Source organism: Vagococcus acidifermentans (assembly GCF_003987655.1).
In the GTDB taxonomy this organism is placed as follows: Bacteria; Bacillota; Bacilli; order Lactobacillales; family Vagococcaceae; genus Vagococcus_B; species Vagococcus_B acidifermentans.
The window spans coordinates 131,847-155,062 of the sequence record NZ_NGKC01000006.1; the positions used below are offsets into that span (position 1 = coordinate 131,847).

25 protein-coding genes, 1 other RNA gene and 1 other annotated feature are annotated in these 23,216 nt (G+C 45.4%); of the genes, 22 read left to right on the forward strand and 4 right to left on the reverse strand.

Going from position 1 to position 23,216, the window contains the following annotated elements; genetic code table 11:
• Positions 1-108: 108 nt before the first annotated feature.
• Positions 109-476: a transfer-messenger RNA gene (gene ssrA, locus CBF27_RS06925) on the reverse strand.
• A 149-nt stretch (positions 477-625) separates the two neighbouring features.
• Here ssrA and CBF27_RS06930 point away from each other — a divergent pair.
• From CBF27_RS06930 to CBF27_RS07000, 15 genes are all read left to right on the forward strand, one after another.
• On the forward strand, positions 626-967 hold the full coding sequence (locus tag CBF27_RS06930; RefSeq protein ID WP_126813595.1) for an SdpI family protein: 342 nt from the start codon (positions 626-628) through the stop codon (positions 965-967).
• A gap of 109 nt (positions 968-1,076) precedes the next feature.
• Positions 1,077-1,799, forward strand: coding sequence for a response regulator transcription factor (locus CBF27_RS06935; RefSeq protein WP_126813596.1), 723 nt, complete (start codon positions 1,077-1,079; stop codon positions 1,797-1,799).
• A complete protein-coding gene (locus CBF27_RS06940) occupies positions 1,799-3,262 on the forward strand; it encodes a sensor histidine kinase (protein WP_126813597.1) in 1,464 nt (487 codons plus the stop codon). Before CBF27_RS06935 ends, CBF27_RS06940 begins: the two co-directional genes overlap by 1 nt.
• Before the next feature lie 98 nt (positions 3,263-3,360).
• Positions 3,361-3,642, forward strand: coding sequence for a UPF0223 family protein (locus tag CBF27_RS06945; protein WP_126813598.1), 282 nt, complete (start codon positions 3,361-3,363; stop codon positions 3,640-3,642).
• Between the two features lie 2 nt (positions 3,643-3,644).
• Positions 3,645-4,427 (forward strand): inositol monophosphatase family protein, encoded by a 783-nt coding sequence (locus tag CBF27_RS06950; protein WP_126813599.1) that lies wholly within the window; start codon positions 3,645-3,647, stop codon positions 4,425-4,427.
• Positions 4,428-4,554: 127 nt separating this feature from the next.
• Entirely contained in the window at positions 4,555-6,399 is a 1,845-nt protein-coding gene (gene typA, locus CBF27_RS06955; RefSeq protein ID WP_126813600.1) for a translational GTPase TypA, read from the forward strand.
• Positions 6,400-6,546: 147 nt separating this feature from the next.
• Positions 6,547-7,236, forward strand: coding sequence for a response regulator transcription factor (locus tag CBF27_RS06960; protein ID WP_126813601.1), 690 nt, complete (start codon positions 6,547-6,549; stop codon positions 7,234-7,236).
• Positions 7,233-8,747, forward strand: coding sequence for a HAMP domain-containing sensor histidine kinase (locus CBF27_RS06965; protein WP_126813602.1), 1,515 nt, complete (start codon positions 7,233-7,235; stop codon positions 8,745-8,747). Before CBF27_RS06960 ends, CBF27_RS06965 begins: the two co-directional genes overlap by 4 nt.
• A 155-nt stretch (positions 8,748-8,902) precedes the next feature.
• Positions 8,903-9,388: a 2-thiouracil desulfurase family protein gene (locus CBF27_RS06970; RefSeq protein WP_126813603.1), complete on the forward strand. Its 486-nt coding sequence runs from the start codon at positions 8,903-8,905 to the stop codon at positions 9,386-9,388.
• Positions 9,375-9,713: a putative DNA-binding protein gene (locus tag CBF27_RS06975; protein WP_126813604.1), complete on the forward strand. Its 339-nt coding sequence runs from the start codon at positions 9,375-9,377 to the stop codon at positions 9,711-9,713. The genes CBF27_RS06970 and CBF27_RS06975 overlap by 14 nt, the downstream gene beginning before the upstream one ends.
• Before the next feature lie 11 nt (positions 9,714-9,724).
• A complete protein-coding gene (ffh, locus tag CBF27_RS06980) occupies positions 9,725-11,152 on the forward strand; it encodes a signal recognition particle protein (RefSeq protein ID WP_126813605.1) in 1,428 nt (475 codons plus the stop codon).
• An 83-nt stretch (positions 11,153-11,235) separates the two neighbouring features.
• Positions 11,236-11,492, forward strand: a binding site (T-box leader).
• 56 nt (positions 11,493-11,548) lie between these two features.
• Positions 11,549-12,820: an O-acetylhomoserine aminocarboxypropyltransferase/cysteine synthase family protein gene (locus CBF27_RS06985; protein WP_126813606.1), complete on the forward strand. Its 1,272-nt coding sequence runs from the start codon at positions 11,549-11,551 to the stop codon at positions 12,818-12,820.
• Positions 12,821-12,823: 3 nt separating this feature from the next.
• Entirely contained in the window at positions 12,824-13,768 is a 945-nt protein-coding gene (locus tag CBF27_RS06990) for a homoserine O-succinyltransferase (protein ID WP_126813607.1), read from the forward strand.
• A 71-nt stretch (positions 13,769-13,839) separates the two neighbouring features.
• Positions 13,840-15,282, forward strand: coding sequence for an amidase (locus tag CBF27_RS06995; protein ID WP_126813608.1), 1,443 nt, complete (start codon positions 13,840-13,842; stop codon positions 15,280-15,282).
• Positions 15,283-15,419: 137 nt separating this feature from the next.
• Positions 15,420-16,133 (forward strand): GntR family transcriptional regulator, encoded by a 714-nt coding sequence (locus CBF27_RS07000; protein ID WP_126813609.1) that lies wholly within the window; start codon positions 15,420-15,422, stop codon positions 16,131-16,133.
• 74 nt (positions 16,134-16,207) lie between these two features.
• Here CBF27_RS07000 and CBF27_RS07005 read toward each other — a convergent pair whose 3' ends face one another.
• Positions 16,208-17,185 (reverse strand): VOC family protein, encoded by a 978-nt coding sequence (locus CBF27_RS07005; RefSeq protein WP_126813610.1) that lies wholly within the window; start codon positions 17,183-17,185, stop codon positions 16,208-16,210.
• A 46-nt stretch (positions 17,186-17,231) separates the two neighbouring features.
• Here CBF27_RS07005 and CBF27_RS07010 point away from each other — a divergent pair, with 46 nt between their 5' ends.
• Positions 17,232-17,828, forward strand: coding sequence for an alpha/beta hydrolase (locus CBF27_RS07010; protein ID WP_126813611.1), 597 nt, complete (start codon positions 17,232-17,234; stop codon positions 17,826-17,828).
• 28 nt (positions 17,829-17,856) lie between these two features.
• Here the strand turns inward: CBF27_RS07010 and CBF27_RS07015 are convergent, their stop codons facing one another.
• Positions 17,857-18,237: a PH domain-containing protein gene (locus CBF27_RS07015; RefSeq protein ID WP_126813612.1), complete on the reverse strand. Its 381-nt coding sequence runs from the start codon at positions 18,235-18,237 to the stop codon at positions 17,857-17,859.
• Positions 18,238-18,416: 179 nt separating this feature from the next.
• On the opposite strand from CBF27_RS07015, the gene rpsP reads away from it, so the two are divergent.
• From rpsP to rplS, 5 genes are all read left to right on the forward strand, one after another.
• On the forward strand, positions 18,417-18,692 hold the full coding sequence (gene rpsP, locus CBF27_RS07020; protein WP_126813613.1) for a 30S ribosomal protein S16: 276 nt from the start codon (positions 18,417-18,419) through the stop codon (positions 18,690-18,692).
• Positions 18,693-18,704: 12 nt separating this feature from the next.
• Entirely contained in the window at positions 18,705-18,953 is a 249-nt protein-coding gene (locus tag CBF27_RS07025; RefSeq protein WP_126813614.1) for a KH domain-containing protein, read from the forward strand.
• Between the two features lie 82 nt (positions 18,954-19,035).
• Positions 19,036-19,560 carry a ribosome maturation factor RimM gene (gene rimM, locus CBF27_RS07030; protein WP_126813615.1) on the forward strand — a complete coding sequence of 175 codons (525 nt, stop codon included), beginning with the start codon at positions 19,036-19,038 and terminating at the stop codon, positions 19,558-19,560.
• Positions 19,547-20,284 carry a tRNA (guanosine(37)-N1)-methyltransferase TrmD gene (gene trmD / locus CBF27_RS07035; protein ID WP_126813616.1) on the forward strand — a complete coding sequence of 246 codons (738 nt, stop codon included), beginning with the start codon at positions 19,547-19,549 and terminating at the stop codon, positions 20,282-20,284. The genes rimM and trmD overlap by 14 nt, the downstream gene beginning before the upstream one ends.
• A 132-nt stretch (positions 20,285-20,416) precedes the next feature.
• Positions 20,417-20,764 carry a 50S ribosomal protein L19 gene (gene rplS / locus CBF27_RS07040; protein WP_126813617.1) on the forward strand — a complete coding sequence of 116 codons (348 nt, stop codon included), beginning with the start codon at positions 20,417-20,419 and terminating at the stop codon, positions 20,762-20,764.
• Positions 20,765-20,967: 203 nt separating this feature from the next.
• Here the strand turns inward: rplS and CBF27_RS07045 are convergent, their stop codons facing one another.
• The gene (locus tag CBF27_RS07045; RefSeq protein WP_211334630.1) at positions 20,968-21,978 is read right to left on the reverse strand and encodes a reverse transcriptase family protein; all 1,011 of its coding nucleotides are present in this window, start codon (positions 21,976-21,978) and stop codon (positions 20,968-20,970) included.
• A gap of 651 nt (positions 21,979-22,629) precedes the next feature.
• Here CBF27_RS07045 and CBF27_RS07050 point away from each other — a divergent pair.
• Positions 22,630-23,139 (forward strand): MurR/RpiR family transcriptional regulator, encoded by a 510-nt coding sequence (locus CBF27_RS07050; RefSeq protein WP_126813618.1) that lies wholly within the window; start codon positions 22,630-22,632, stop codon positions 23,137-23,139.
• Positions 23,140-23,216: the final 77 nt, after the last annotated feature.

Here is a 23,216-nt window from a genome sequence, read left to right on the forward strand (position 1 = left end):
CCCGAGTCCTTGATTGGTGCAGCTGGTTTTTATTGACTTACATCTATCAAAAAAAGACGCCGGTTTATCAGCGTCTTTACTTTAAATTTGTTATAGTGAAGCTACCTAAAATGGAGACGGCGGGATTTGAACCCGCGTCCAAATATATCGCCACTTAAATGTCTACGCTCATAGTTATACTATTTTATTATTCGCTCAGCTCTATGCCGTATAACAGGCCTTGAGCCTCGCTAGTCTGATGGTCTCTTGCAGTATTTGCAGACGGAAAATACTGACGTATCCCACTAAATTTGAGACCCTTGCTCGAGCACATGGGCGATGCCGAGAGGATCTTCGCAAGCTGTTTTTAGGCAGCTAAAGCGAAATTGTTGTTTTCGTTTTTAGCAGTTATATTTAACTGTAACGTTTTAACGTAGACGTAACCTACGAAGCGCCATTCAAGCTCAAACTATACCTGTCGAATCCATAACGTCCCCTTTGTAAAAGATGTATCTCCTGATACCATATAGAGTATAGCATAAACAGGACTGATGATAAAGAAATAAGCTGGGGAATCAGCAGATTGGTTGGTAATTTTTTACAAGTGAAGTATACTAAGGGATAGGAATTCAATGGGGTGAGAGCAATGATTTTTTATTATGTGGGATTGTTTATTCTGGCAGTCGGTGTTGTTTTCCGTCTGTTTCCTTCAAAACATGTGAACCGGATATATGGCTATCGCTCACCTCAAGCTGAAAAGAGTCTTGACTTGTGGCGATATGCACAAAAGGTTAGCGGGAACATGGCGATACTGATGGGAAGCCTGATGTTTTTGTTCGGGTCTTTTTTGAAGTGGAATGGCTGGACCAACTTTTTTCTAATTGAATTGATGGTGCTGGTGTTTCCGATTATTCCGATTTTTGTCGTTACGGAAGAGAAACTGAAAAAATATGAAGACAAGAGTTCCGAAAATGCCGGTTCCCTTTAAATAATTGGAAGAATGTGTGAAAAACCGGGTAAGTCTTTGGGCAGAGTATAGGCGATTAATTAGACATATTGTATAATATAAATGAAGTTCGCAAAAGGAGTTGAGAAGGATGAAGGTTCTAATGATTGAAGATAATCAGTCGGTATCTGAAATGATGCAAATATTCTTTTTGAATGAGGACTGGGATGTGACCTACGCATATGACGGCAAGGAAGGGCTGGACGCATTTCTTGATAATCCGGAACAGTGGGATATGATTACGCTGGATTTAAATTTACCGACTATGGACGGTGTGACAGTGTGCCGCGAGATGCGCAAAGTGTCCCCGACAGTGCCGATTATAATGCTGACAGCACGGGATTCTGAAAGCGACCAAGTCATCGGATTGGAACTAGGTGCGGATGATTACGTGACAAAACCGTTCAGTCCGCTGACACTGATTGCACGAATGAAGGCACTTCACCGTCGGGCTACGCTGGTGGAAGAACAGATTCCTGAGAGTGAAAAGATTGACAATGCGTTCGATATTCAAACTGAGCATTTCAAGATGAATACAAAGACCCGTGAAGCCTATTTGGATGATAAAGCCATTGACGGTCTGACACCGAAAGAATTTGATTTGTTGTACACACTGGCTAAAAAACCGCGGCAAGTCTTTTCGCGGGAGCAGCTGCTGGAATTGGTGTGGGACTATCAATATTTTGGGGATGAGCGGACAGTCGATGCCCATATCAAGAAGCTGCGCCAAAAAATTGAAAAAGTCGGTCCGCAAGTGATTCAGACTGTTTGGGGCGTCGGCTATAAATTCGATGATTCTGGAGTCGCTGAGTAATGCGCTATTTAATTCAACAAATGATGGCGTTTCTTGCGGTTATTTTGACGATTCTGCTGGTGATTGGTATTTTCTTCACACAATTTACGAAAGAAACGATTACCGGGTCAGCCTATAAACAATTGGAAGGCTACTCGGATACGTTTGTCGATAATGTGAATGAAAACGGCTGGACGTGGGAGCAATCGCTGATGAACACGGAAAGTGTGCTGAAGAATCAACGGGTCGGTTTTTATTTGCTGGATACAGACCGGAACGTGCTTTACCCTAAAAAATATATCGGCAGCAACGGCAGCAACGTTATTTCTGATGCTGAGCTGGCAGAGCTGCGGAGTAACGAACGTATCACAAAGCTGGTCAAAGATAATTTCAGCGGGAAATCGACCACGCTGGCCGTCTACATCCGCCCCTTGTTTACGACCGAAACAGACGGGACGGGAAAGGAAATTGATTTTTCCAATATTCTGATTGTGTACCAGCCGTACACTAATATTGAAGACAACGTCAATTCTCTGACACAGAATTTGTTTAAAGGGTTCATCATTTCAAGTGTCGTGGCGTTGTTTATCAGTTACGGGCTTGCACAGTTTCAGGTCAACCGCATCAACCGTATCCGGAAAGCGACCACGCAAATCGCTGAAGGAAACTTTGACGTCCATCTGGAAGTGAAAAACAACGACGAGCTGGACGATTTGGCGCAAGACTTTAACCAGATGGCTGTAGCTCTGAAAGAAACGAATGAAGAGGTCCTGCGTCAGGAGGAACGCCGGCGGAATTTCATGGCAGATGTGGCGCATGAAATGCGCACACCTTTGACGACCATCAACGGTCTGCTTGAAGGGTTGGCGTATGGTGCGATTCCGGAAGCTCAAAAAGAAAAAAGCATCAACTTGATGCGTAATGAAACTAATCGTCTGATTCGACTGGTGAATGAAAATCTGGATTATGAAAAAATCCGGACCAATCAAATCAGTATCGTGATTCAAAAACTGAATGCGACCGAAATCATGAGGAGTATTTTTCAGCAGCTCCACAGCAAGGCGGAAGCGGCCGGCAATGAGCTGATTTTGGAGACGAGCGAATCTGTGGCAGTGTATGCGGATTATGACAGGTTTGTGCAAATCATGGTCAACCTCCTGCAAAATGCCATTCAATTTACTCAGGATGGCGAAATCAGGGTGTCCATTACCAAAGGCTATTTGGAAACGATCATCAAAATTTCCGACACAGGTATCGGCATGGATGAAAAACAAGTGAAGAATATTTGGGACAGATACTATAAAGCCGACCCGTCAAGGAAGAACACCACATACGGCGAGTCAGGATTAGGGTTATCCATTGTTGATCAGCTGGTACGTCTGCACAAAGGACACATTGAAGTTGAAAGTGAGCTGGGTCAGGGCACGACTTTTACTGTCAGATTTCCTGATGTCGATTTAAGCAAGTCTTCGGATAATACATAATAGAAAGGCTTTTTTCACAGGTGTGTGAGAAAGCCTTTCTATATTTCTCCAGCTATTTTTGCTATACTAAGTAAGGAAGAAAAAATACAGGTGATGACATGAAAGAAAATTTTAGCTACCCGTTGAACATGGACTGGACAACAGAAGAAATCATCGCTGTCATGGAAATGTGGCAGCTGGTTGAACAGGCATATGAAAGCCGGGCAGCGGCAGAGGATATCTTAACACAATATCGTTTGTTTAAAACAATTGTCCGCAGTGTCGGCGAAGAGCGGCAGCTGGGCAGGGAGTTTGAGGAACTGACCGGTTATTCGTTGTACCGTGTAGTTAAAGCAGCGAAAAAACAGCAGACAGGTGTATTGAAAAAGGAGGCACTTTAAGAATGGCAGATGACAAACAACTGATGGCGCAGGTGAAACAGTGGATATTGGAAGCCGGCGAGGAAGTAAAACGCAAGCTGCAAGACCCGCTGATTGTGGAACAAAAATCCAGCCGTACCGATTTGGTCACAAATGTTGACAAGGAGACAGAAGCGTTTCTTGTTGAGAAGATTCGCTCGCACTACCCGGCTGACCAGATACTAGGCGAAGAGGGGCTGGGTGATAAACCCGAAACCACGGACGGCCGGGTCTGGATTATCGACCCGATTGACGGCACCATCAATTTTGTCAAGCAACGCGAAAATTTTTGCATCATGATTGGTATTTTTGAAGATGGTCTGGGCAAGTTAGGGTTTATTTATGATGTGATAAAAGACGAATTTGTATATGGCGGCTCGGGCACAGGTGTGTTTTTGAACGGCTCGCCGCTGAAACAAATAGAAGATGTGCCGCTGTCGGAAGGTTTGGTCGGCGTTAACGGCACGATGTTTGTCAACAATTATATGAGCACGAGAAATGTCGGGCTTGCCAGTTCGGGCTTTAGGATTTTGGGGTGTGCCGGATTGGATTTCCTGCATATGTTTATGAGCAGACAATGTGCGTACGTTTCTAACTTGGCTCCATGGGATTTTGCCGCCGGGATGGTGATCGGCCATGCGCTCGGTTTACGCTGTTCCCGTCTGGACGGACGTGAGGCAGACATTATCGGGGAGCGTGTGCCGTTTGTGATTGCAACACCGTCCGCATATGAAGAAATTCAAGCGCTGGTCATTGCGGCTGGATGATAGTTAACTGTGAATGAAAACATTGTGCTTTTTTTCATTTCCATTTTCTGTTATAATGAACCGTCGAAAAAGATAGATAACTGATGTGAGAGCATCAACTGCTAACCAAGTGAGGAGAGTCTAAAAATTGAAATTAAGAGAAGATATTAGGAATGTAGCGATTATTGCGCATGTTGACCACGGGAAAACAACATTGGTGGACGAGATGCTGAAGCAATCTGATACATTAGACGATCACATCCAGTTACAGGAACGCGCAATGGATTCAGGCGATATCGAAAAAGAACGCGGCATTACGATTTTAGCTAAGAATACAGCGATTAAATACAAAGACACACGAATCAATATCATGGACACACCGGGACACGCTGATTTTGGCGGTGAAGTGGAACGGATCATGAAGATGGTCGATGGTGTACTGCTGGTAGTGGATGCGTATGAGGGCACGATGCCCCAGACACGTTTTGTGTTGAAAAAGGCGCTGGAGCAAAAGCTGACACCGATTGTCGTGGTAAATAAAATTGACAAACCGGCAGCCAGACCGGATGAAGTCATTGATGAAGTTCTTGAACTGTTTATCGAGCTGGGAGCCGATGATGACCAGCTGGAGTTCCCAGTCATTTATACGTCAGCTGTTAACGGCACGTCCAGTTTGTCAGACAATCCTGAAGATCAGGAACACACGATGAGCTATGTCTATGACACGATTATCGACCATATCCCGGCTCCTGTGGACAACAGCGACGAGCCGCTGCAGTTTCAGGTGTCGCTCCTTGACTACAATGATTATGTCGGACGGATTGGGATTGGCCGGGTATTTCGCGGGACCATCCGTGTCGGCGACCAAGTAGCGCTTTTGAAGCTGAATGGCGAAGTCAAGAAATTCCGTGTGACTAAACTGTTCGGTTTTATGGCATTGGACCGCATTGAAATCAAAGAGGCTAAAGCAGGCGATTTGATTGCCGTTTCAGGGATGGAGGATATCTTTGTCGGTGAAACGGTCACGCCGGTGGATACACAGGAAGGCTTGCCGGTCCTTCACATAGATGAACCAACGCTGCAGATGACATTTCTTGTAAACAATTCACCCTTTGCAGGACGCGAAGGGAAATTTGTCACTGCCCGAAAAATTGAAGAGCGTCTGCAAAAGCAGATTCAGACGGATGTTTCTTTGAAAGTGGACCCGACAGATTCGCCGGACCGCTGGGTTGTATCCGGACGCGGCGAGCTGCATTTGTCAATTTTGATAGAAAATATGCGTCGTGAAGGCTTTGAACTGCAAGTGTCCAGACCGCAGGTGATTGAAAAAGAATTTGACGGTGTCAAGTGTGAACCGTTTGAACGCGTCCAAATCGATACACCAGAAGAATATATGGGCGGTGTCATTGAGTCGCTCGGTCAGCGCAAGGGCGAGATGCAAGATATGATTCATACCGGAAACGGTCAGATTCGTCTGATTTTTCTCGTGCCGGCCAGAGGGTTGATAGGGTATTCGACCGAATTTATGTCATTGACCCGCGGCTATGGTATCATGAATCACACATTCGACCAGTATTTGCCAGTGATTTCCGGGCTGGTTGCAGGACGTAGGAACGGTGCGCTGGTTTCAATCGACACAGGCAAGGCGACAACTTACAGTATCATGAGTATCGAAGAACGCGGTACAGTCTTTGTTGAGCCCGGCACAGAAGTCTACGAAGGGATGATTGTCGGTGAAAACAACCGGGACAATGACTTGACGGTCAACATCACCAAGGCAAAACAGATGACCAATGTCCGTTCGGCCACGAAAGACCAGACGTCTGTCATTAAAAAACCGAAAATTTTGTCATTGGAAGAATCGTTGCAGTTTTTGAATGACGATGAGTATTGTGAAGTGACACCGGAAAGTATCCGCCTGAGAAAACGAGTGCTGAACAAAGCTGAGCGTGAAAAAGCAGCGAAGAAGAAAAAAAGTGCAGAACAAGGATAGAGATGACTCAAAAAGTCATCTTTTTCTCTGATTTTTCCTTTTGTAATTTACTGAGCATTTATAAATAGATTTTTTAAGAAATTATAGTTATAATATACTCAGTTAATGATTAAAAAAATTTAACATTCGCAGAAAGGCATGTGTTATATGTCAAATAAAATTCTAATTATCGAAGACGAAAAGAACCTGGCCCGTTTCGTTGAATTGGAACTGAATCATGAGGGATATGAAACTGAGATTCACTATAATGGCAGGACAGGTTTAGAAGCCGCTCTGGCCTCAGACTGGGATGCGATTCTCCTGGATTTGATGCTGCCCGAGCTGAACGGCATAGAAGTATGCCGCCGCATTCGTCAATCGAAAAACACACCTATTATTATGATGACAGCGAGAGATTCTGTCATAGACCGGGTATCCGGTCTGGACCACGGGGCAGATGATTATGTTGTCAAGCCGTTTGCCATTGAGGAGCTGTTGGCCCGCTTGCGCGCGTTGCTGCGCCGCATTGATATCGAGAGTGATAAAAATGTGTTGAAACAGACGACCTTATCTTATCGCGATTTGGTGATTGAGAAAGAAAACAGGGTCGTCAGGCGCAATGAAGAAGTTATCGAACTGACGAAACGGGAATATGAACTATTGTTGACACTGATGGAAAACATCAATGTTGTATTATCACGGGATGTGCTGCTGAATAAAGTATGGGGATACGAAATTGAAGTAGAAACGAATGTTGTTGACGTATACATCCGCTATCTGAGAAATAAAATTGATGTGCCGGGAGAAGAGAGTTACATCCAGACTGTCCGCGGCACAGGATACGTGATGCGCTCATGAGCAAAAAAAATCAAGCCAAACGTATTCACTGGCAGTCAATTACAGTAAAATGGACGGTGCTGAGCAGCGCCGTCATTTTTATACTGTTTACCGCGCTTAGCCTGATTATTTATTACACGAGTTCCAATTTGCTGGTACGGGAAGAACGGGAAAATTTTTCGGAAATCATGACACAGATTCAGGAGCGGCTGGAAATGTCCGACCGTGAACTGACGATCAGCAACAGTATCCGCTTGTTGAAAAATACGGTCAGCGGCAATAAGCCCGGAAGTTATCCGCAAGTCCCTTTGGAAGCCAACGCTATTAGACTGGACAGTTTTATCTCCGAATTATCCCAAAAGGATTTAACGGTTAAACTCTACAACACAAAGGAAGAAATGATTTTTGAAACGAGAGGCATCACCTTGCCGTTTACCGGCAAGGACAACGTGAAAATCTCGGTTCAAAGTTTTGACGGCTACGCCGGTTTTGTGCAAGTGCTGCCAGTCTACTCTGATACGGAAGACGAACTGGTCGGATACGTTCAAGGATTTTACGAACTGACTTCTTATTATGATATCCGGCGCGATTTATTCCGACTGCTGTTGGTATTTGAAATCATCGGGCTGGTGGTCAGTTTGCTGCTTGGATTCCTGCTGTCGACTTATTTTACTAAACCGATGAAGAAAATTGTCAAAACGCTGGACAGTGTTAAAGGCGATCCGTTGACCAACGAACGTGTCACGACACTGAAGGGCGAGGATGAATTTTCTGACCTGGCAGAGTCCTTCAACGACATGCTGGACAAGATGCAGCTGTTTGTGGAGCAGCAGAAAGAATTTGTTGAAGATGTGTCGCATGAGCTGCGTACGCCGGTCGCTGTCATCGAAGGGCATTTAAATCTGCTGAACCGCTGGGGGAAAGATGACCCCGAAGTGCTGGAGGAGTCGCTGCAGGCATCCCTTCAGGAAATATCCAGAATGAAAAAACTGGTACAGGAAATGCTGGATTTGTCGCGGGCAGAACAGGTGGAATTCCAGCACCGCAATGAGTCGTGCAATGCCAAAGAAGTCTTGAATCAAAATGTGAATAATTTTCGCATGCTGCACCCGGAGTTCTATTTTATTTTAGATGATGACTTGCCGGATACGCTGCGGGTCAAGATGTACCGCAATCACTTCGAACAAGTACTGATTATTTTGATGGATAATGCAGTCAAGTATTCCCGGGACCGCAAAGAGGTATCTATTTCCGCCTCCCATGTTTTAAACCGGCTGGATATCATTATTCAAGATTTTGGCGAGGGCATTTCCGAAGAGAATCAAAAGAAAATTTTCAACCGCTTTTACCGCGTCGACAAAGCACGCGCGCGCAATACAGGCGGCAACGGGTTGGGACTGTCAATTGCCCAGCAGCTGGTAGAAAGCTATAATGGCCGTATTTCAGTGAAAAGTGTGGAAGGACAAGGCTCTTCCTTCCGCGTGGTCTTGCCGACAGTTGCCGATGTGTCAAAGGATGAACACCTGCTATAAAAAAGTGTATCTGGCAAACACGTGCGATTCGTTTGCCAGATACACTTTTTGGCATGCAGCAAAGCGCTCAAAGCGAATGGGCGAATTTTCTGAAAAAAGCCCGGTGTTTTGTGATATAATGTTGTAGTGAAATTGTGATGAAGGAGTAATCAGCGATGATCGGGATAAGTGCATGTCTGGGCGGGGTGTCCTGCCGCTATGACGGAAAGGCGAAAACAGTTGAAGCACTGCGCCGGCTGGTTGCATCGGAACAAGCGCTGGTCATTTGCCCGGAGGTTTTGGGCGGGCTGCCGGTGCCGCGGATTCCGGCGGAGATTCAGTTTGGCGACGGGTTTGATGTTTGGGCCGGCAAAGCACACGTGATTGCCAAAGACGGTAAAGACGTGACCGGCTGCTACAAACAAGGAGCAGAGAAAGCTTTGGCCGCCTTGAAAGAACTCGACATCGACTGGGTGATTTTAAAAGAGAATAGTCCGTCCTGCGGCGTCAGTGCTGTTTACGACGGGTCGTTCACCGGTTCGTTAAGAGAGGGGCTGGGAGTCGCTGCGGCGCTGTTTCAGATGAATGATATCCTGATATGTTCGGAAAGCAACTGGCAGGATGTGTTGCCAAAAGGAGGGACAGGTCGTGGAGATAGATAAAACTAATCGGATGAATTCCCTGTTTGAATTTTATGCTACGTTGTTGACTGAAAAACAAATGAATTACATGGAATTATACTATGCCGATGATTTTTCCCTTGGTGAAATTGCCGAGGAATTTGCCGTCAGTCGTCAGGCAGTTTATGATAATATCAAGCGCACAGAAAAAATTTTGGAAGAGTACGAGCGGAAACTGCATTTGTTTTCCAATTACGTGGTGCGCAATCAGCTTCTTCAGGAAGTCAAAACACATGTTACCGCGCAATACGGCGATGATGAGAAACTGAACCAACTGATTGACCAGATACAAGAAATAGAAGATTAGGAGATAGATAAATGGCGTTTGAAAATTTAAGTGAGAGATTACAGGCGGCAATGAGCAAATTGCGCCGCAAGGGCACCATCAAAGAAGCTGACGTCAAAGAAATGATGCGCGAAATCAGACTGGCACTGCTTGAAGCAGACGTCAATTTGCAGGTTGTCCGTCAGTTTACCAAACGGGTCAGCGAACGGGCAGTCGGTGCGGAAGTATTGGAAACGCTGAATCCAACTCAGCAAATCGTCAAAATTGTGGACGAGGAATTGACCAAAGTACTCGGGAGCGAAACTGCCGAACTGAACAAGTCGCCGAAAATTCCGACGATTATCATGATGGTCGGTTTGCAAGGGGCAGGTAAAACAACTTTCGTAGGGAAACTTGCCAACTATTTGAAAAAAAATGAAAAGGCCCGTCCGCTGATGATTGCCGGAGACGTGTATCGTCCGGCGGCCATCGACCAGCTGAAAGTATTGGGTCATCAGCTGGATGTGCCTGTCTTCGATATGGGGACTGACCATAGTCCGGTGGAAATTGTCCGTCAAGGTCTGGCAGTTGCCAAAGAAAACCGGAACGACTATGTGTTCATAGATACGGCAGGTCGTCTGCATATTGATGAAACGCTGATGAACGAGCTGAAAGAGATTCAGGAACTGGCGCAGCCGGATGAAATTCTGCTGACTGTGGATGCGATGACCGGGCAGGATGCGGTGACTGTTGCCGAGAGTTTTAATGAGCAGTTGGGCATCACCGGTGTGGTTGTCACAAAACTTGACGGCGATACCCGGGGCGGTGCGGCACTGTCCATCCGTGCGGTGACAGGAAAGCCGATTAAATTCACCGGTACAGGGGAAAAACTGACCGACATCGAAGTGTTCCACCCGGACAGAATGTCCAGCAGAATCCTCGGCATGGGTGATATGCTGACGCTGATTGAAAAGGCGCAGCAGGAATATGATGAGAAAAAAGCGGAAGAGCTGGCCCGCAAGATGAAAGAAGACAGCTTTGACTTCAATGATTTCATTGAACAGCTCGACCAGGTCATGAACATGGGACCGCTGGAAGATTTGATTAAGATGATGCCGGGCATGAGCAATGTACCGGGCATCGATAAGCTGCAAGTCGACCCGAAAGATGTGGCCCGCAAAAAGGCGATGGTCTTCTCCATGACGCCTGAAGAGCGGGAAAACCCTGACTTGCTGAATCCGAGTCGCCGCCGGAGAATCGCTGCCGGATCGGGCAACAGCGTGGTGGAAGTGAACCGCATGATTAAATCGTTTAATGAATCGCGGAAAATGATGCAGCAGATGACTAAAGGCAACATGCCTGCCGGTTTTGACCAAATGATGGGCGGCGGTGTCAAAGGGAAGTTGGGCAAGATGGCGATGAACAAAATGGTCCGCAAACAAAAGAAAAACAAAAAGAAGCGCAACAAGAAAAAACGTTAGCCGGACATTGGCCAGAAAATGCCGATTCCTATTTGACATTTTGATCAAAATTTTGTATGATTATGAACAAACATATAAACAACGATATTGCATTGATAAGAAGAGTACAAACTGACAAAAGTCAAAGAGAGCTTCGGCAGGTGAAAAGAAGTACTGGCGGCGGTTTGGAAGATGGTCTTTGAGCAATCAGCTGCGAATGCGTTTCATGAGCGGCTGACAGGTGTGCCTGTTACAGCATCACGGTATCGAACGTTCAGGCGTTCTGTACTGGTTGAGGCTGGTTTTGCGAAGAACCGGTAAATTAAGGTGGTAACACGGAGCAACAGCTCGCGTCCTTTCATAGTAAAGGATGCGGGCTTTTTTTTATTATTTTATAAAAGAGATGGAGGAATTAATATGAACTTTGAAACAAAATGTTTACATGCCGGATATACGCCGAAAAACGGGGAGTCACGTGTTGTGCCGATCAGTCAGACGACGACTTTCCGCTATGATTCCACAGAAGAGATCGGCAAACTCTTTGATTTGGAGGCAGCGGGTTATTTCTACACGCGTCTGGCGAATCCGACCACGGATGCGGTGGAGCAAAAAATTGCCGCTTTGGAAGGCGGTGTCGGCGCCTTGTGTACCTCGTCAGGACAGTCAGCCATCTTTTTTGCCCTGCTAAATATTGTTGAAAGCGGCGACCACATCATTTCTTCGTCAGCCATCTATGGCGGCGCCTTCAATTTGCTGGGGCACACGTTTAAAAAGCTCGGCGTCGATGTGACCTTTGTGGACCAGACGTTGCCGCTGTCCGAGTTAACAAAAGAAGTGCGGCCGAATACCCGGGCCATCTTTGCGGAAACGATTGCCAATCCGGCACTACTTGTGCTGGACATCGACAAATTTGCGGCATTGGCCAAAGAAGCAGATGTACCGCTGATCATTGATAATACGTTCGCTACGCCTTATTTTTGCCGGCCGATTGAACACGGGGCAGATATCGTGGTGCACAGCACGACGAAATATTTGGACGGACATGCTGTACAAACTGGCGGCGTCATCGTCGACAGCGGGAAATTTAACTGGCAAAATGGCAAGTTCCCACAGTTGTCAGAACCTGATGTGACTTATCATGGCCTTGTTTATACAGATGTGTTTGGCGAAGCTGCTTATATTACCAAAGCACGGGTACAGCTGATGAGGGACATCGGTGCGACACCGTCACCGCAAAACTCGTTTCTGCTGAACTTGGGTATCGAGACACTGGCTGTCAGAATGGACCGGCATTATGAAAATGCGCTGGCTGTGGCACATTATCTGGAAAAACAACCGCTGGTCAAAAAAATCATGTTCCCGGGCTTGCCGTCTGACCCAAATTACGCATTGGCACAAAAATATTTGCCAAACGGGCTGAGCGGCGTCATCTCCTTTGAAGTCGGCGATGACCGTGAAACAGCGGGCAAGTGGCTGGATGCATTGAAACTGGTATCGCTGGAAGTCCATGTCGCCGATATTCGGACATGTGCGCTGCATCCTGCCACTTCCACACACAGACAGCTGTCAGAAAAAGAATTGGTTGAAGCGGGAATTTCACCTGGTCTGATCCGCTTGTCTTGCGGCATTGAGTCGGTTGATGACATCATAGCGGATTTGGAGCAGGCATTCCGGACACTGGAGGGATAGGTGATGCCGATTAAATTGATGAATGACTTTCCGGCGAAAGAAATACTGGAAAGGGAAGATATTTTTGCTATTGACAATCAGCGGGCGTCGACTCAGGACATCCGTCCGCTGAAACTGTTGATACTGAATTTGATGCCGAATAAAATTGACACGGAAACCCAGCTGCTGCGCCTGATTAGTCAGAGCCCGCTGCAAATCGACGTGGATTTTTTGAAAATTGCTTCTCATCAGCATAAAAACACCAGTATCCACCATCTGTCGAAATTTTATCTGGATTATCCGGATGTGGCAGACCGTACATACGACGGCATGATAATCACTGGGGCACCGGTGGAACATTTGCCGTTTCATCAGGTGACTTACTGGGATGAGTTGAAAGTCATCATGGATTGGAGCCAAACCAATGTGACATCAGTCATCCACATTTGTTGGGGCGCTCAGGCGGCACTGTTTCATCATTACGGGATTGATAAAGTTGCTTATGAGAAAAAACTGTTTGGTGTTTTTCCGCAATATGCACTGGCGTCCCACCGTCTGCTGAGAGGGTTTGATGATGTATTTGAAGCCCCGCAGTCGCGCTATACCGGCATTGATGAAGCACAAATCGATGGGAAAATCATTCAGGTAATTGCCCACGGAGAAGGAATCGGGGCAACCATGCTGGTATCCCAAGACAATCACAATATTTTCTTGCTGGGTCATCTGGAGTATGATACGGATTCGTTGAAGAACGAGTATTTACGTGACCGCGACAAAGGACTGGGGACAGCTTTGCCGGAAAATTACTTTGCTGATGACAAAGCAGACGGTGTAATCCGTAACAGATGGCGTGGTCATGCCCATCTGCTCTATCATAACTGGCTGAATGATGTGTACCAGCTGACGCCGTATCGGCTGGCTGATATCCCGGCGTACAATGCGCAAAAAAGATTAAAAAATCATGATTAATCGAGGCAACACTTTTTGATTAGTTTCATTCCCTGTTATAATGGTTCCAGATGGGAAGTGGGAGGAAAAGAATGGAAGACGCAACCTATTTTGCAGAACTAATCAAACAACGGAAAATAACTCCATCAGAGTTAATTGAGAGTTTTTATAATAAAGCGCGCGTGTATGGCGAGCTGAATGCTTTTACCAGTTTAAATTTATCAGAAGCACTGGCGGCAGCCGACCGCTTGACATCATATGATAAACCATTCAGCGGCGTGCCTATTCCTTTGAAAAACTTGGGTCAGAACAAACGCGGCTGGCCGGCGACTGCCGGCTCGAAGTTGCTGAAAGATGCAGCTGCTTCACAGACAGATTACTTTGTTCAGGCGCTGGAACGTGCCGGTTTTATTCCTTTTGGACAGACCAATGCGCCTGAATTCGGATTCAAAAATATCAGTGACTCCCGGTTGTATGGCGTGGTACGCAATCCGTGGGATACAGCGTGTCACGCCGGCGGCAGCAGCGGCGGTGCCGCCGCTGCCGTTGCTGCCGGCATCATACCGCTGGCGGCTGCCAGTGACGGGGGCGGGTCAATCCGCATTCCCGCGTCATTTTGCGGGCTTGTCGGATTAAAGCCTAGCCGCGGCAATGTCGTGACCGGACCGGGCGGTTATCGCGGCTGGCAAGGCGCGTCAATCGACTTTGTGCTGGGTGTGTCCATTAGAGATGCGGAAAAAATGTTGTCACTCTTGCGGCCGACGCACCAAATATCGCCCTATGGCAAACCGCTCCCGACAGTCGACAGTCACAAAAAGCACCTGAAAATTGCTGTATGTACAGAATCGCCCGTGGGAAGTCCTGTTTCTGAAAGCGCCAAGACCGCAGTCAAACAAGCGGCCGATTTTCTTGCATCGCTGGGTCATGACGTGGACGTGATAGCTTATCCTGTCAACGGCGATGCGCTTATCCGCAGTTACTACACAATGAACGGCGGTGAAACAGCTAGCATGATGGCAGGCATTGAGCAGGCACTGGGCCGGTCTGTCCGTCTGACTGATGTGGAGCCGATGACTTGGACGATTTATCAGTACGGCCGCCGCCTGTCCGCAGCTGAGTACAGCCGAACTTTTGGATGCTGGGACGAAGCCGCAGCCGTCATGGAACAGCTCTTTACCACGTATGACCTGTTTCTTTCGCCGACAACGGCTGACACAGCCCCTAAAATGACAACTGACTTGCAAAGCGATACGCTTCGCCAAGAAATGCAGACAGCTGAAATGCGGGATAAAACAGAATTGGCGGAACTGGTTTATGCCATGTTTGAAAAAAGTCTGCAGATTACCCCGTATACACAGCTGGCCAATTTAACGGGACAGCCGGCGCTTAGTTTGCCTACCTACGTGACTGATACAGGCATGCCGCTTGGTGTACAGCTGATGTCTGCTAAAGGCAACGACCAATTATTGCTGGAAGTCGGCCGGCATTTTGAAATTCATCAGAAGTTTAAACTGCCTGCTGTATATAGAACATGATATCCGCCGATTAACAAGCAGCTGCTAAATTTTTTTTTAAAAGTAGCTGTTTTTTTAGGTGATCAATGAGATTAGCGGCAGGATGCAATAAAAAACAGAACTGTTTACTAAACTTCAGACTAGAAAAGAGTGACAACATGCCCAAATACAAATACATAGCCGATGAGATTCGTAAAAAAATTATGGCTGGTCAGTTTAAGTCGAATGACCGGATTCCATTTGAAAAAGAATTGTGTGCCCATTACGGCGCCAGTAAAATGACGGTCAAACGGGCGATGGATATGTTAGTTTCAGAAGGGTTGATCATCAAACGCCGTGGCTCGGGGACATTTGTCAAAGATTTGTCCAAAGACGAAATGGAAAATATTTTGCTTTCGGTACAACAGCAGCAGGCAGCGGCGTACCATCCATCTGAAAAAACAACCAGCAAAATTTTAAAATTTGCAGTGATTTATGCCCCGGAGATAGCACAAAAAAAGCTGAATCTGGACGCGAGTCAGTTTGTGTATGATATTTCCCGCATCAAGTACACCAATGACCAGCCTTATGCGGTCGAGTATTTATACATGCCGGTGGAAAAAATCCCGGGATTGGAAATGAGCTATATCGTCGGTTCAATTTATGAATATGTGGAAGATGTGCTGAAACGGAAAATCACAAGTATCCACCGTACAGTCACAGTCCGCAAAGCCACACTTATGGAAGCCAAGCATTTGGAACTGTCTGAAAATGACCCAGTTGCAATCGTCACGCAGACAGGCTATCTGTCGTGCGGTCAGTCGTTTGAATTTTCCGTTTCTGTTTACCGGTATGATAATTTTTCAGCCGATTTTGTTTTATCCAGAGATTGACAACCGCTTCTAAGGTGATGCTAAAAAGCCCGATACGCAAGAGTATCGGGCTTTTTAGCTGCCAATGGGTGAAATTATAAAGGTGTATGTGCCGATTCTGCCAGTTGACGTTCAAGCTGCCGCCGCTGCGGTTCCAGAAAAGTCGGCAAATAAAGCGGAATTGTGTCAAATGCGTCTGCTGCACCTGCTTCATGTTCAGCCAAATATCCGTCATTCGTCGCGATTTCAATCAGCAGCTGATTCGGCTCACGATAATAAAGCGACTGGAAGAATTCACGGTTTTTAATCGGTGAATGCCGGAAATTTTTAACTTGCACCCGGCTCAGTGCATCATCCAACGCCTTGCGGTCAGGCACTCCGAAAGCCACGTGATGGATACTGCCGATTCCCTGTTCTTCCACAGGCGACTGATTGTCATGAATAATGTGGACTTCCTGATTGAGCCGGTCATCGTTATTTGTAAGGACAGTCACCTTGAACGGTGTGTCAAAAAACGGCGTTTCCCCTTTGACTGACCAGCCTAAGAGCGTCTCCAACTCCCTTTTGGTTGCCTCAGAGTAGTGCACACGCAAATGGACGGAATCAATGCCGAGAATTCTGTGTGCCTCAGGGATGTCCTCAGCGGCAGGCGGCCGGAAATCAGCCAATGATTCTTGTTCTTTCATAGCGACCAGTCCCAGCCCTGTGCCGTCCGGACCTTCAAAGCGCAGAATCGGCCGACCGTTGTAGCGCTCCTTGCCGTAATGACAAACATCGAATGCGTCGAACCTTTTTTCCCAGAAGTCCAGTGAGTGTTCCGAGGGGACTTTGAAAACGGTCCGTTCAATGGCATTGGTGCCAAACGTCCGCTGTTTGCCTTCCGTCATTTCAAAAACGGTGAATTCCGTGCCGGGTCTGCCTTGTTCATCCGAAAAGAACAGATGATACATGGACGTGTCGTCTTGATTAACAGTTTTCATTAGCAATTTTAGTCCAAGTATATTATGATAAAATTCAAAAGATGGTACAATATAGCGATTGATGATGGAAACGTGATGGATTGTTGGTATCAAAGTAATTCCTTCCTTTCTGTCTGACTGTTGCTGGAGGAGGTAAATAATGGCATACTTTTTTCAAGAAGGTCCCGCTGATGAACAGCTGGTCGTTCTTTTTCACGGTACGGGCGGCAACGAATATCAGCTGCTGCCGCTTGCCAGAGAGCTCTACCCGCAAGCTTCAGTTCTTAGTTTTTTAGGTGATGCCGGCACTGGTGCTGCCCGCCGTTTTTTTGCACCGCTGGTAGATGGTACGCTACAGCACGACGATTATAAGTCTAAAATACAATCGTTTTTAGAACAGTGGCCAACTGTCGACATAACTGACCGTGAAATTATATTCATCGGTTATTCCAACGGTGCCAATTTTATATTGGGCCTGCTGGCGGATGAGCCGGCAATTGCCGACAAGGTGCTGCTGCTTCATCCAAGCAATCTGGGGTATCACTTCTCAGGCAGTCAACCGGACGTTGAAGTGGTGTTGACGACCGGCGCCAATGACTACACTAGTCCGGCAGGGCAGATACTGCAGCTGAAAGAACAGCTCGATGGTCATTTCGGGCAGGTTTCGTTTTTGCTGCTCGACGGCGCCCATGAGCTCAGCGAGCAGGAAGTCAATGAGCTTAAGAAGACACTCGGCGCTGAACCGCAAGACCAGTAGTTAATTAATTGCTCTGTGATGAGTGCTGTCAACTTGAAACAGCAGTTGCCAGCGCTTTTTGCACGGCAATGATATTTTTATCCTTTTTGAATTGCAGTGTTTCCGCCGGCAATTCCGCACTGGACAGCCAAATTTTCAATTCAGCATCCAAATCAAAATGACCGGATGTTTCCACACTGAATCTGGAAATTGATTTGTAAGGGATGGACTTGTATTCTGTTTTTTTGGCAGTGATGCCTTGTTTATCAACGATTATGAGCCGGAAGTCGGTAAACACGATCATGTCACGCACCAGCTTGAAAGCTAAATCGACCTGTTCGCCGACTGCCAGCACATCTTTTAAATCAGCTTCAGCCTTTTCAGGTTTGATTTGTGTCGCATTTCCCATCAGTCCGCTTAAAACACCCATAGCAAACGCACTCCTTTCTATTTCTCCCATTATAACAAATTTACTGTCCCGACAGGTATTGTTTCGTTTTTATAAATAAACAGACAAAAAAATGAGCCTGTAAAGAAAAAACACTTTACATCCTTTTTCAAATCTGTTAAACTAGCTCTTGTGATTAAGAATAAGTGAGGTGTAAACAAGTGGCAGTAAAAATTCGTTTAAAACGCATGGGTACTAAGAAAAAACCTTTCTACCGTATGGTCGTGGCTGATTCACGTTCTCCGCGTGATGGTCGTTTCATCGAAGTTGTCGGAACTTACAATCCATTGAAAAACCCGGCAGAAGTGACTGTGAAAGAAGACTTGGTTCTTGACTGGTTGTCAAAAGGTGCTCAGCCTTCAGATACAGTACGTAACATTTTATCTCGTGAAGGAATCATGCAAAAGCATCACGAAGCAAAATATACAAAAAAATAAGGTGGGCTGAAAATGACTGATGTTAAAGAATTGGTGTTAACCATTGTGCGTCCATTAGTTAGTCAACCTGATGCCGTATCATTATCAGTGGAAGAATCTGATAATTTTATGGAATATAATTTATCTGTTGCGCCGGAAGATATTGGCAGAATCATTGGCAAGCAGGGACGCGTAGCAAAAGCTATCCGTACGATTGTCTATAGTGTCCGCACAGACGAGCCGAAAAAAGTTCGTCTGAATATCTTAGATGGCAATGACTAAACACTTGAACATTGTTTAAGTGTTTTTTATTTATGAGCAGTTGTAATCAAAATCAACAAGCTAGAGAACAGGGGGGAAATCCATGCCTGAATTTTTAAATGTCGGGAAAATCGTCAATACCCAAGGAATAAAAGGGGAAGTTCGTGTCATTTCGACCACAGATTTCAGCGACAGCCGCTACCGCAAAGGGAATACACTGTATCTGTTTCGCGAGGGGAAAGATGCGGTCGCATTAACCGTGGCTTCACATCGCAAACACAAAAATTTTGATATTCTAAGTTTTGCAGACCACATGTCGATAAATGATGTGGAAGCATACCGCGGAGGCATCCTGAAAGTTTCAAAGGAACAGCTCGATGTTTTGCCTGACAATGAATTTTATTACCATGAAATCATCGGTCTGTCAGTTTATGACGAAGCAGGGCAGGAGCTGGGGGTTGTGTCTGAAATTTTATCGCCGGGTGCCAATGATGTGTGGGTTGTAAAACGCAAAGGCCAGAGTGATGTCTATCTGCCATACATCGAGTCCGTCGTTAAACACGTTTCCGTTGCGGAGGGCAGGATTATTGCAGATATTCCGGAAGGACTGATTGATGATGAAGATTGATGTGTTGACCCTGTTTCCGAAAATGTTTGAGGGACCTTTGACAGAATCAATATTGGGCAAAGCAATCGACAAAGGGCTTTTAGACGTGGATGTTATCAATTTCCGGGAGTTTGCGCTGAACAAGCACCAGCAGGTTGATGATTATCCATACGGCGGCGGTGCGGGCATGCTGCTGAAAGTTCAGCCGATCCATGATGCTTTGAAACACATTGAAGAAAAGCATCCGGCAACAGACAAGCGTGTCATCCTGCTGGACCCAGCGGGCAAACCGTTTAATCAGCACATGGCAGAAGAATTTTCGCAAGCTGAGCATCTGGTATTCATTTGTGGACACTATGAAGGCTATGATGAACGCATCCGCTCCTTTGTTACGGATGAGGTGTCTTTGGGCGACTATGTGCTCACAGGCGGGGAGCTGGGGGCGATGGTCATGATTGATGCCACCGTCCGTCTTTTGCCTGATGTCCTCGGCAATGTGGCCTCAGCGCAAGGCGACTCCCATTCCACAGGACTGCTGGAGCATCCGCAGTACACACGACCGGCAGAGTATCTCGGCATGGCAGTACCCGAAGTGCTGATGAACGGCAACCACAAGCTGATTGCCGAATGGCAGCTGAAAGAATCACTGCGCCGCACGTATCTGCGCCGTCCGGAAATGCTTGAGAAAATCACATTGACAGAGCAGATGAAGCAGATGCTTGAGGAAATAAAAAAAGAAAACTGATGTCAAGAAAAGACTCTTTACATTCAAATTTCTTTGTGTTAAACTGTTTCAGTGAGTGTCCGGCACTCATCTATTACGACATTCCGCTGTGAAGATGTCATATGAATGTTTGGAAATAAGGAGAATGACAAGATGAATCCATTAATTGAGTCAATTACACAAGAACAACTGCGTACAGATATTCCTGATTTTCGCCCTGGCGACACTGTCCGTGTCCATGCAAAAGTTGTGGAAGGCACACGCGAACGTATCCAGATTTTTGAAGGTGTCGTTATCAAACGCCGCGGCGCAGGCATCAGCGAAACATATACTGTCCGCAAGATGTCCGGTGGTGTTGGGGTAGAGCGTACATTCCCAATCCATACACCGCGTGTTGCACAAATCGAAGTTATCCGTCATGGTAGAGTTCGTCGTGCGAAATTGTACTACTTGCGTGACCGTCAAGGTAAAGCAGCAAGAATCAGAGAAATCCGTCGTTAAGAAAAACTGGAGATACTTTCAGTGTACCGGGAACCCTTGTGTATCGAGGGTTCTTTTTGTGTGCTTTGGAATAGCTGACAGTTAGAGGATTATCGGAAGATTTAAAGTTTTATTGATATATAGGTGTAAAATAAAAAACGTACCTGCCTCCAAAATTCAGTTTTTTGGGGGCAGGTACATTTTTTGAGTCAATCACTGACTGTTTAAGAATGAGACAAGAGCTTGCTTATTTCTTCTTTTAGTAAGGAAAACTCTTTGTCCGACGGGTTTACTGACAAAATGAAATTGATTTTTCCAAGCAGTGAATTTAAGTAAGTTTCCGGGTCGAGTTCCCCATTTCCTTCATTCATACGCTTTAAATGGGAAGCCGTTCCGTAATTCAAACAGTAATAAGCAGACTGTCTGACTTCTCTCCGGTATTTTTTCGGGACTTGCATTTTTTCGTTAACGGTTATCCCTGTTACTATTTGTTGTTTCCCGGTAGCGAGCAGTTTGGTCTTCTTTTGGTTGAGAGAAAAATCTAAAGCTTCAAGAAACGCTCTGACTTTGTGATGCAGTTTTTTTACATTAAACTCTCCGGAGAATGTCATGTCATCGCAATATCTGGTATAGGCAATATTTCTTTCCCGGCACCACTGCCCGATATAATCATCAAATGGTTTAAGTACAAGATTCGAAATCATCGGGGAAGTCGGTGCGCCCTGTGGCAGACAATCGTTAAAGCAGCACAATTGGGTTAGAATACCGGCTGCTTGCGGCGGGAAATATTCTCTCGGGAACGCCCGCTGAAAGACCATGGTAAAAGAAATACTGTCAAAAAAATCATCTATGTCTAATTTATAAACTTGTTTTTTTCCTATGTGTGGGGCTGCGTTGTCCAAGAGAGACTTCTCTTTTTGATAAGCAGTTGCATAAACGGAGCAGGCTTGAGGTTCTAATACGTGAACCAAAATATTTTTTTGTATTTTTTTCAATAAAGGACTTGGCTCGTGGATGACTCTGTGCCCGCCGGTTTTCTTTTTTAAATAGGTCGTAGTGTAGTGGCTTTCAATTGAGTTACTGACGGCATATAGACATGCCAGTTGCTTTTCTGGAGACAAATTTGTGGGGGCTAATAAATTAAAAGAAAGTAAAAAATCATTGCATTGATCTGTTGTAATATATTTCCAAATTGACTTATTCATAGGCCTAATCCCCCCTAAAAAATAAGGCACCAGCAAAATGAGAAAGATACTTAAAAATGATGCTGTAATGAGCGAGATGTGCGTCGTCGCAGACTGTAGCACATATCATGTGCTGAAGCACATTGAACGAATTACAGTAACAATCGCTCCCGTGCTATTTTTCAAGAGCGACTCGCTCTTGAATTGATTTCAATCAAATTGGCTATCTCCTCATTCCACTGGTGCTCTAACCACATCATATCACATTTTACGAAAGCATTATAGTGTAGTTATCAAGAGAAGTAGGGTAAAGTTGTTGACTGTTGAAAGATGCATGAAAGAAGGTATCAAATTGTAGATCATTTTCTTTTCCAACTTTCGCGTATCAGTTAGCCTCCCAGAAAACAGTCATCCTTATTTAATTTTATGACAGTCTGGACGGTAGTATTGATACAGATGTTGCGTCATAGTCAGTTCATCTTTTATGATTTAGTGGTTGTCGCCCAATCATACATAACATTTGCTTATGGCATTTTAAGTGGCTAACTTGATTATAAAATGTACCGTTGATATTTTACGGTTTATAAAAGAAAAATTATTTAAACCTTATAACTAAATTGACCTTCAGAGATACTTCTGATAAATTACTAACTATACAAGAAAATATTTATTTTTTAAAATTATGAAAGCTAGGAGATTTTTATGGGAAGTAGATCATTAAGTACGACCGAAAAATATACTCTGACCTACTTAGTTCAGCACAGGGATCAGGTTGTGAATTTGACGATTGAAAAGTTAGCTGAGAACGCCCATGTGTCACCTGCAACGATTATTCGAGCTCTAAAGAAGAAGGGATATTCCGGGTATTCAGAATACAAGAATTTAGTAAAACATCAGTCTGTCAAACAACACAGCCATTTCTCAGATGAGATTAATGAAGTAATTAATAAGAATCTTGAGGAAGTTACGAAAACAATTGAGTATTTGAGTGCAGATACAATTGAAGAGGCGGTCAAAGCAATTCACAAGTCTCAGCGATTGTTTATCTTTGCAACAGGTACTTCGATTTCGGTTGCTAATTACTTGACTCGGAAATTTCAATTATCAGATAAATACTGGTATGGCAACCCCTTTTTTGACAAAATTTATAAGGTGTCGTTCCTTTTATCATGTTATCCGATTGCCCTTGACAGCGAGCCTCCCCGTCTGTGAGTTTTCACGATCAGCTTCCCAGCTTTAAAAAGTCAGGATCGTTTCCGTGACGGTATCACAGACGGGCTCACTATCAA

Excerpts from the sequence above, each read along its gene's own strand:
- CBF27_RS06995 (WP_126813608.1), top strand. The coding sequence starts at position 13,840 with ATGGAAGACGCAACCTATTTTGCAGAACTAATCAAACAACGGAAAATA.
- rplS (WP_126813617.1), top strand. The coding sequence starts at position 20,417 with ATGAATCCATTAATTGAGTCAATTACACAAGAACAACTGCGTACAGAT.
- CBF27_RS06930 (WP_126813595.1), top strand. The coding sequence starts at position 626 with ATGATTTTTTATTATGTGGGATTGTTTATTCTGGCAGTCGGTGTTGTT.
- CBF27_RS07015 (WP_126813612.1), bottom strand. The coding sequence starts at position 18,237 with ATGGGTGTTTTAAGCGGACTGATGGGAAATGCGACACAAATCAAACCT.
- ffh (WP_126813605.1), top strand. The coding sequence starts at position 9,725 with ATGGCGTTTGAAAATTTAAGTGAGAGATTACAGGCGGCAATGAGCAAA.
- CBF27_RS07025 (WP_126813614.1), top strand. The coding sequence starts at position 18,705 with ATGACTGATGTTAAAGAATTGGTGTTAACCATTGTGCGTCCATTAGTT.
- CBF27_RS06990 (WP_126813607.1), top strand. The coding sequence starts at position 12,824 with ATGCCGATTAAATTGATGAATGACTTTCCGGCGAAAGAAATACTGGAA.
- CBF27_RS06965 (WP_126813602.1), top strand. The coding sequence starts at position 7,233 with ATGAGCAAAAAAAATCAAGCCAAACGTATTCACTGGCAGTCAATTACA.
- CBF27_RS07000 (WP_126813609.1), top strand. The coding sequence starts at position 15,420 with ATGCCCAAATACAAATACATAGCCGATGAGATTCGTAAAAAAATTATG.
- CBF27_RS06945 (WP_126813598.1), top strand. The coding sequence starts at position 3,361 with ATGAAAGAAAATTTTAGCTACCCGTTGAACATGGACTGGACAACAGAA.
- rimM (WP_126813615.1), top strand. The coding sequence starts at position 19,036 with ATGCCTGAATTTTTAAATGTCGGGAAAATCGTCAATACCCAAGGAATA.
- CBF27_RS06970 (WP_126813603.1), top strand. The coding sequence starts at position 8,903 with ATGATCGGGATAAGTGCATGTCTGGGCGGGGTGTCCTGCCGCTATGAC.
- trmD (WP_126813616.1), top strand. The coding sequence starts at position 19,547 with ATGATGAAGATTGATGTGTTGACCCTGTTTCCGAAAATGTTTGAGGGA.
- CBF27_RS06960 (WP_126813601.1), top strand. The coding sequence starts at position 6,547 with ATGTCAAATAAAATTCTAATTATCGAAGACGAAAAGAACCTGGCCCGT.
- CBF27_RS07050 (WP_126813618.1), top strand. The coding sequence starts at position 22,630 with ATGGGAAGTAGATCATTAAGTACGACCGAAAAATATACTCTGACCTAC.
- CBF27_RS06940 (WP_126813597.1), top strand. The coding sequence starts at position 1,799 with ATGCGCTATTTAATTCAACAAATGATGGCGTTTCTTGCGGTTATTTTG.
- CBF27_RS06935 (WP_126813596.1), top strand. The coding sequence starts at position 1,077 with ATGAAGGTTCTAATGATTGAAGATAATCAGTCGGTATCTGAAATGATG.
- CBF27_RS06985 (WP_126813606.1), top strand. The coding sequence starts at position 11,549 with ATGAACTTTGAAACAAAATGTTTACATGCCGGATATACGCCGAAAAAC.
- CBF27_RS06950 (WP_126813599.1), top strand. The coding sequence starts at position 3,645 with ATGGCAGATGACAAACAACTGATGGCGCAGGTGAAACAGTGGATATTG.
- CBF27_RS07010 (WP_126813611.1), top strand. The coding sequence starts at position 17,232 with ATGGCATACTTTTTTCAAGAAGGTCCCGCTGATGAACAGCTGGTCGTT.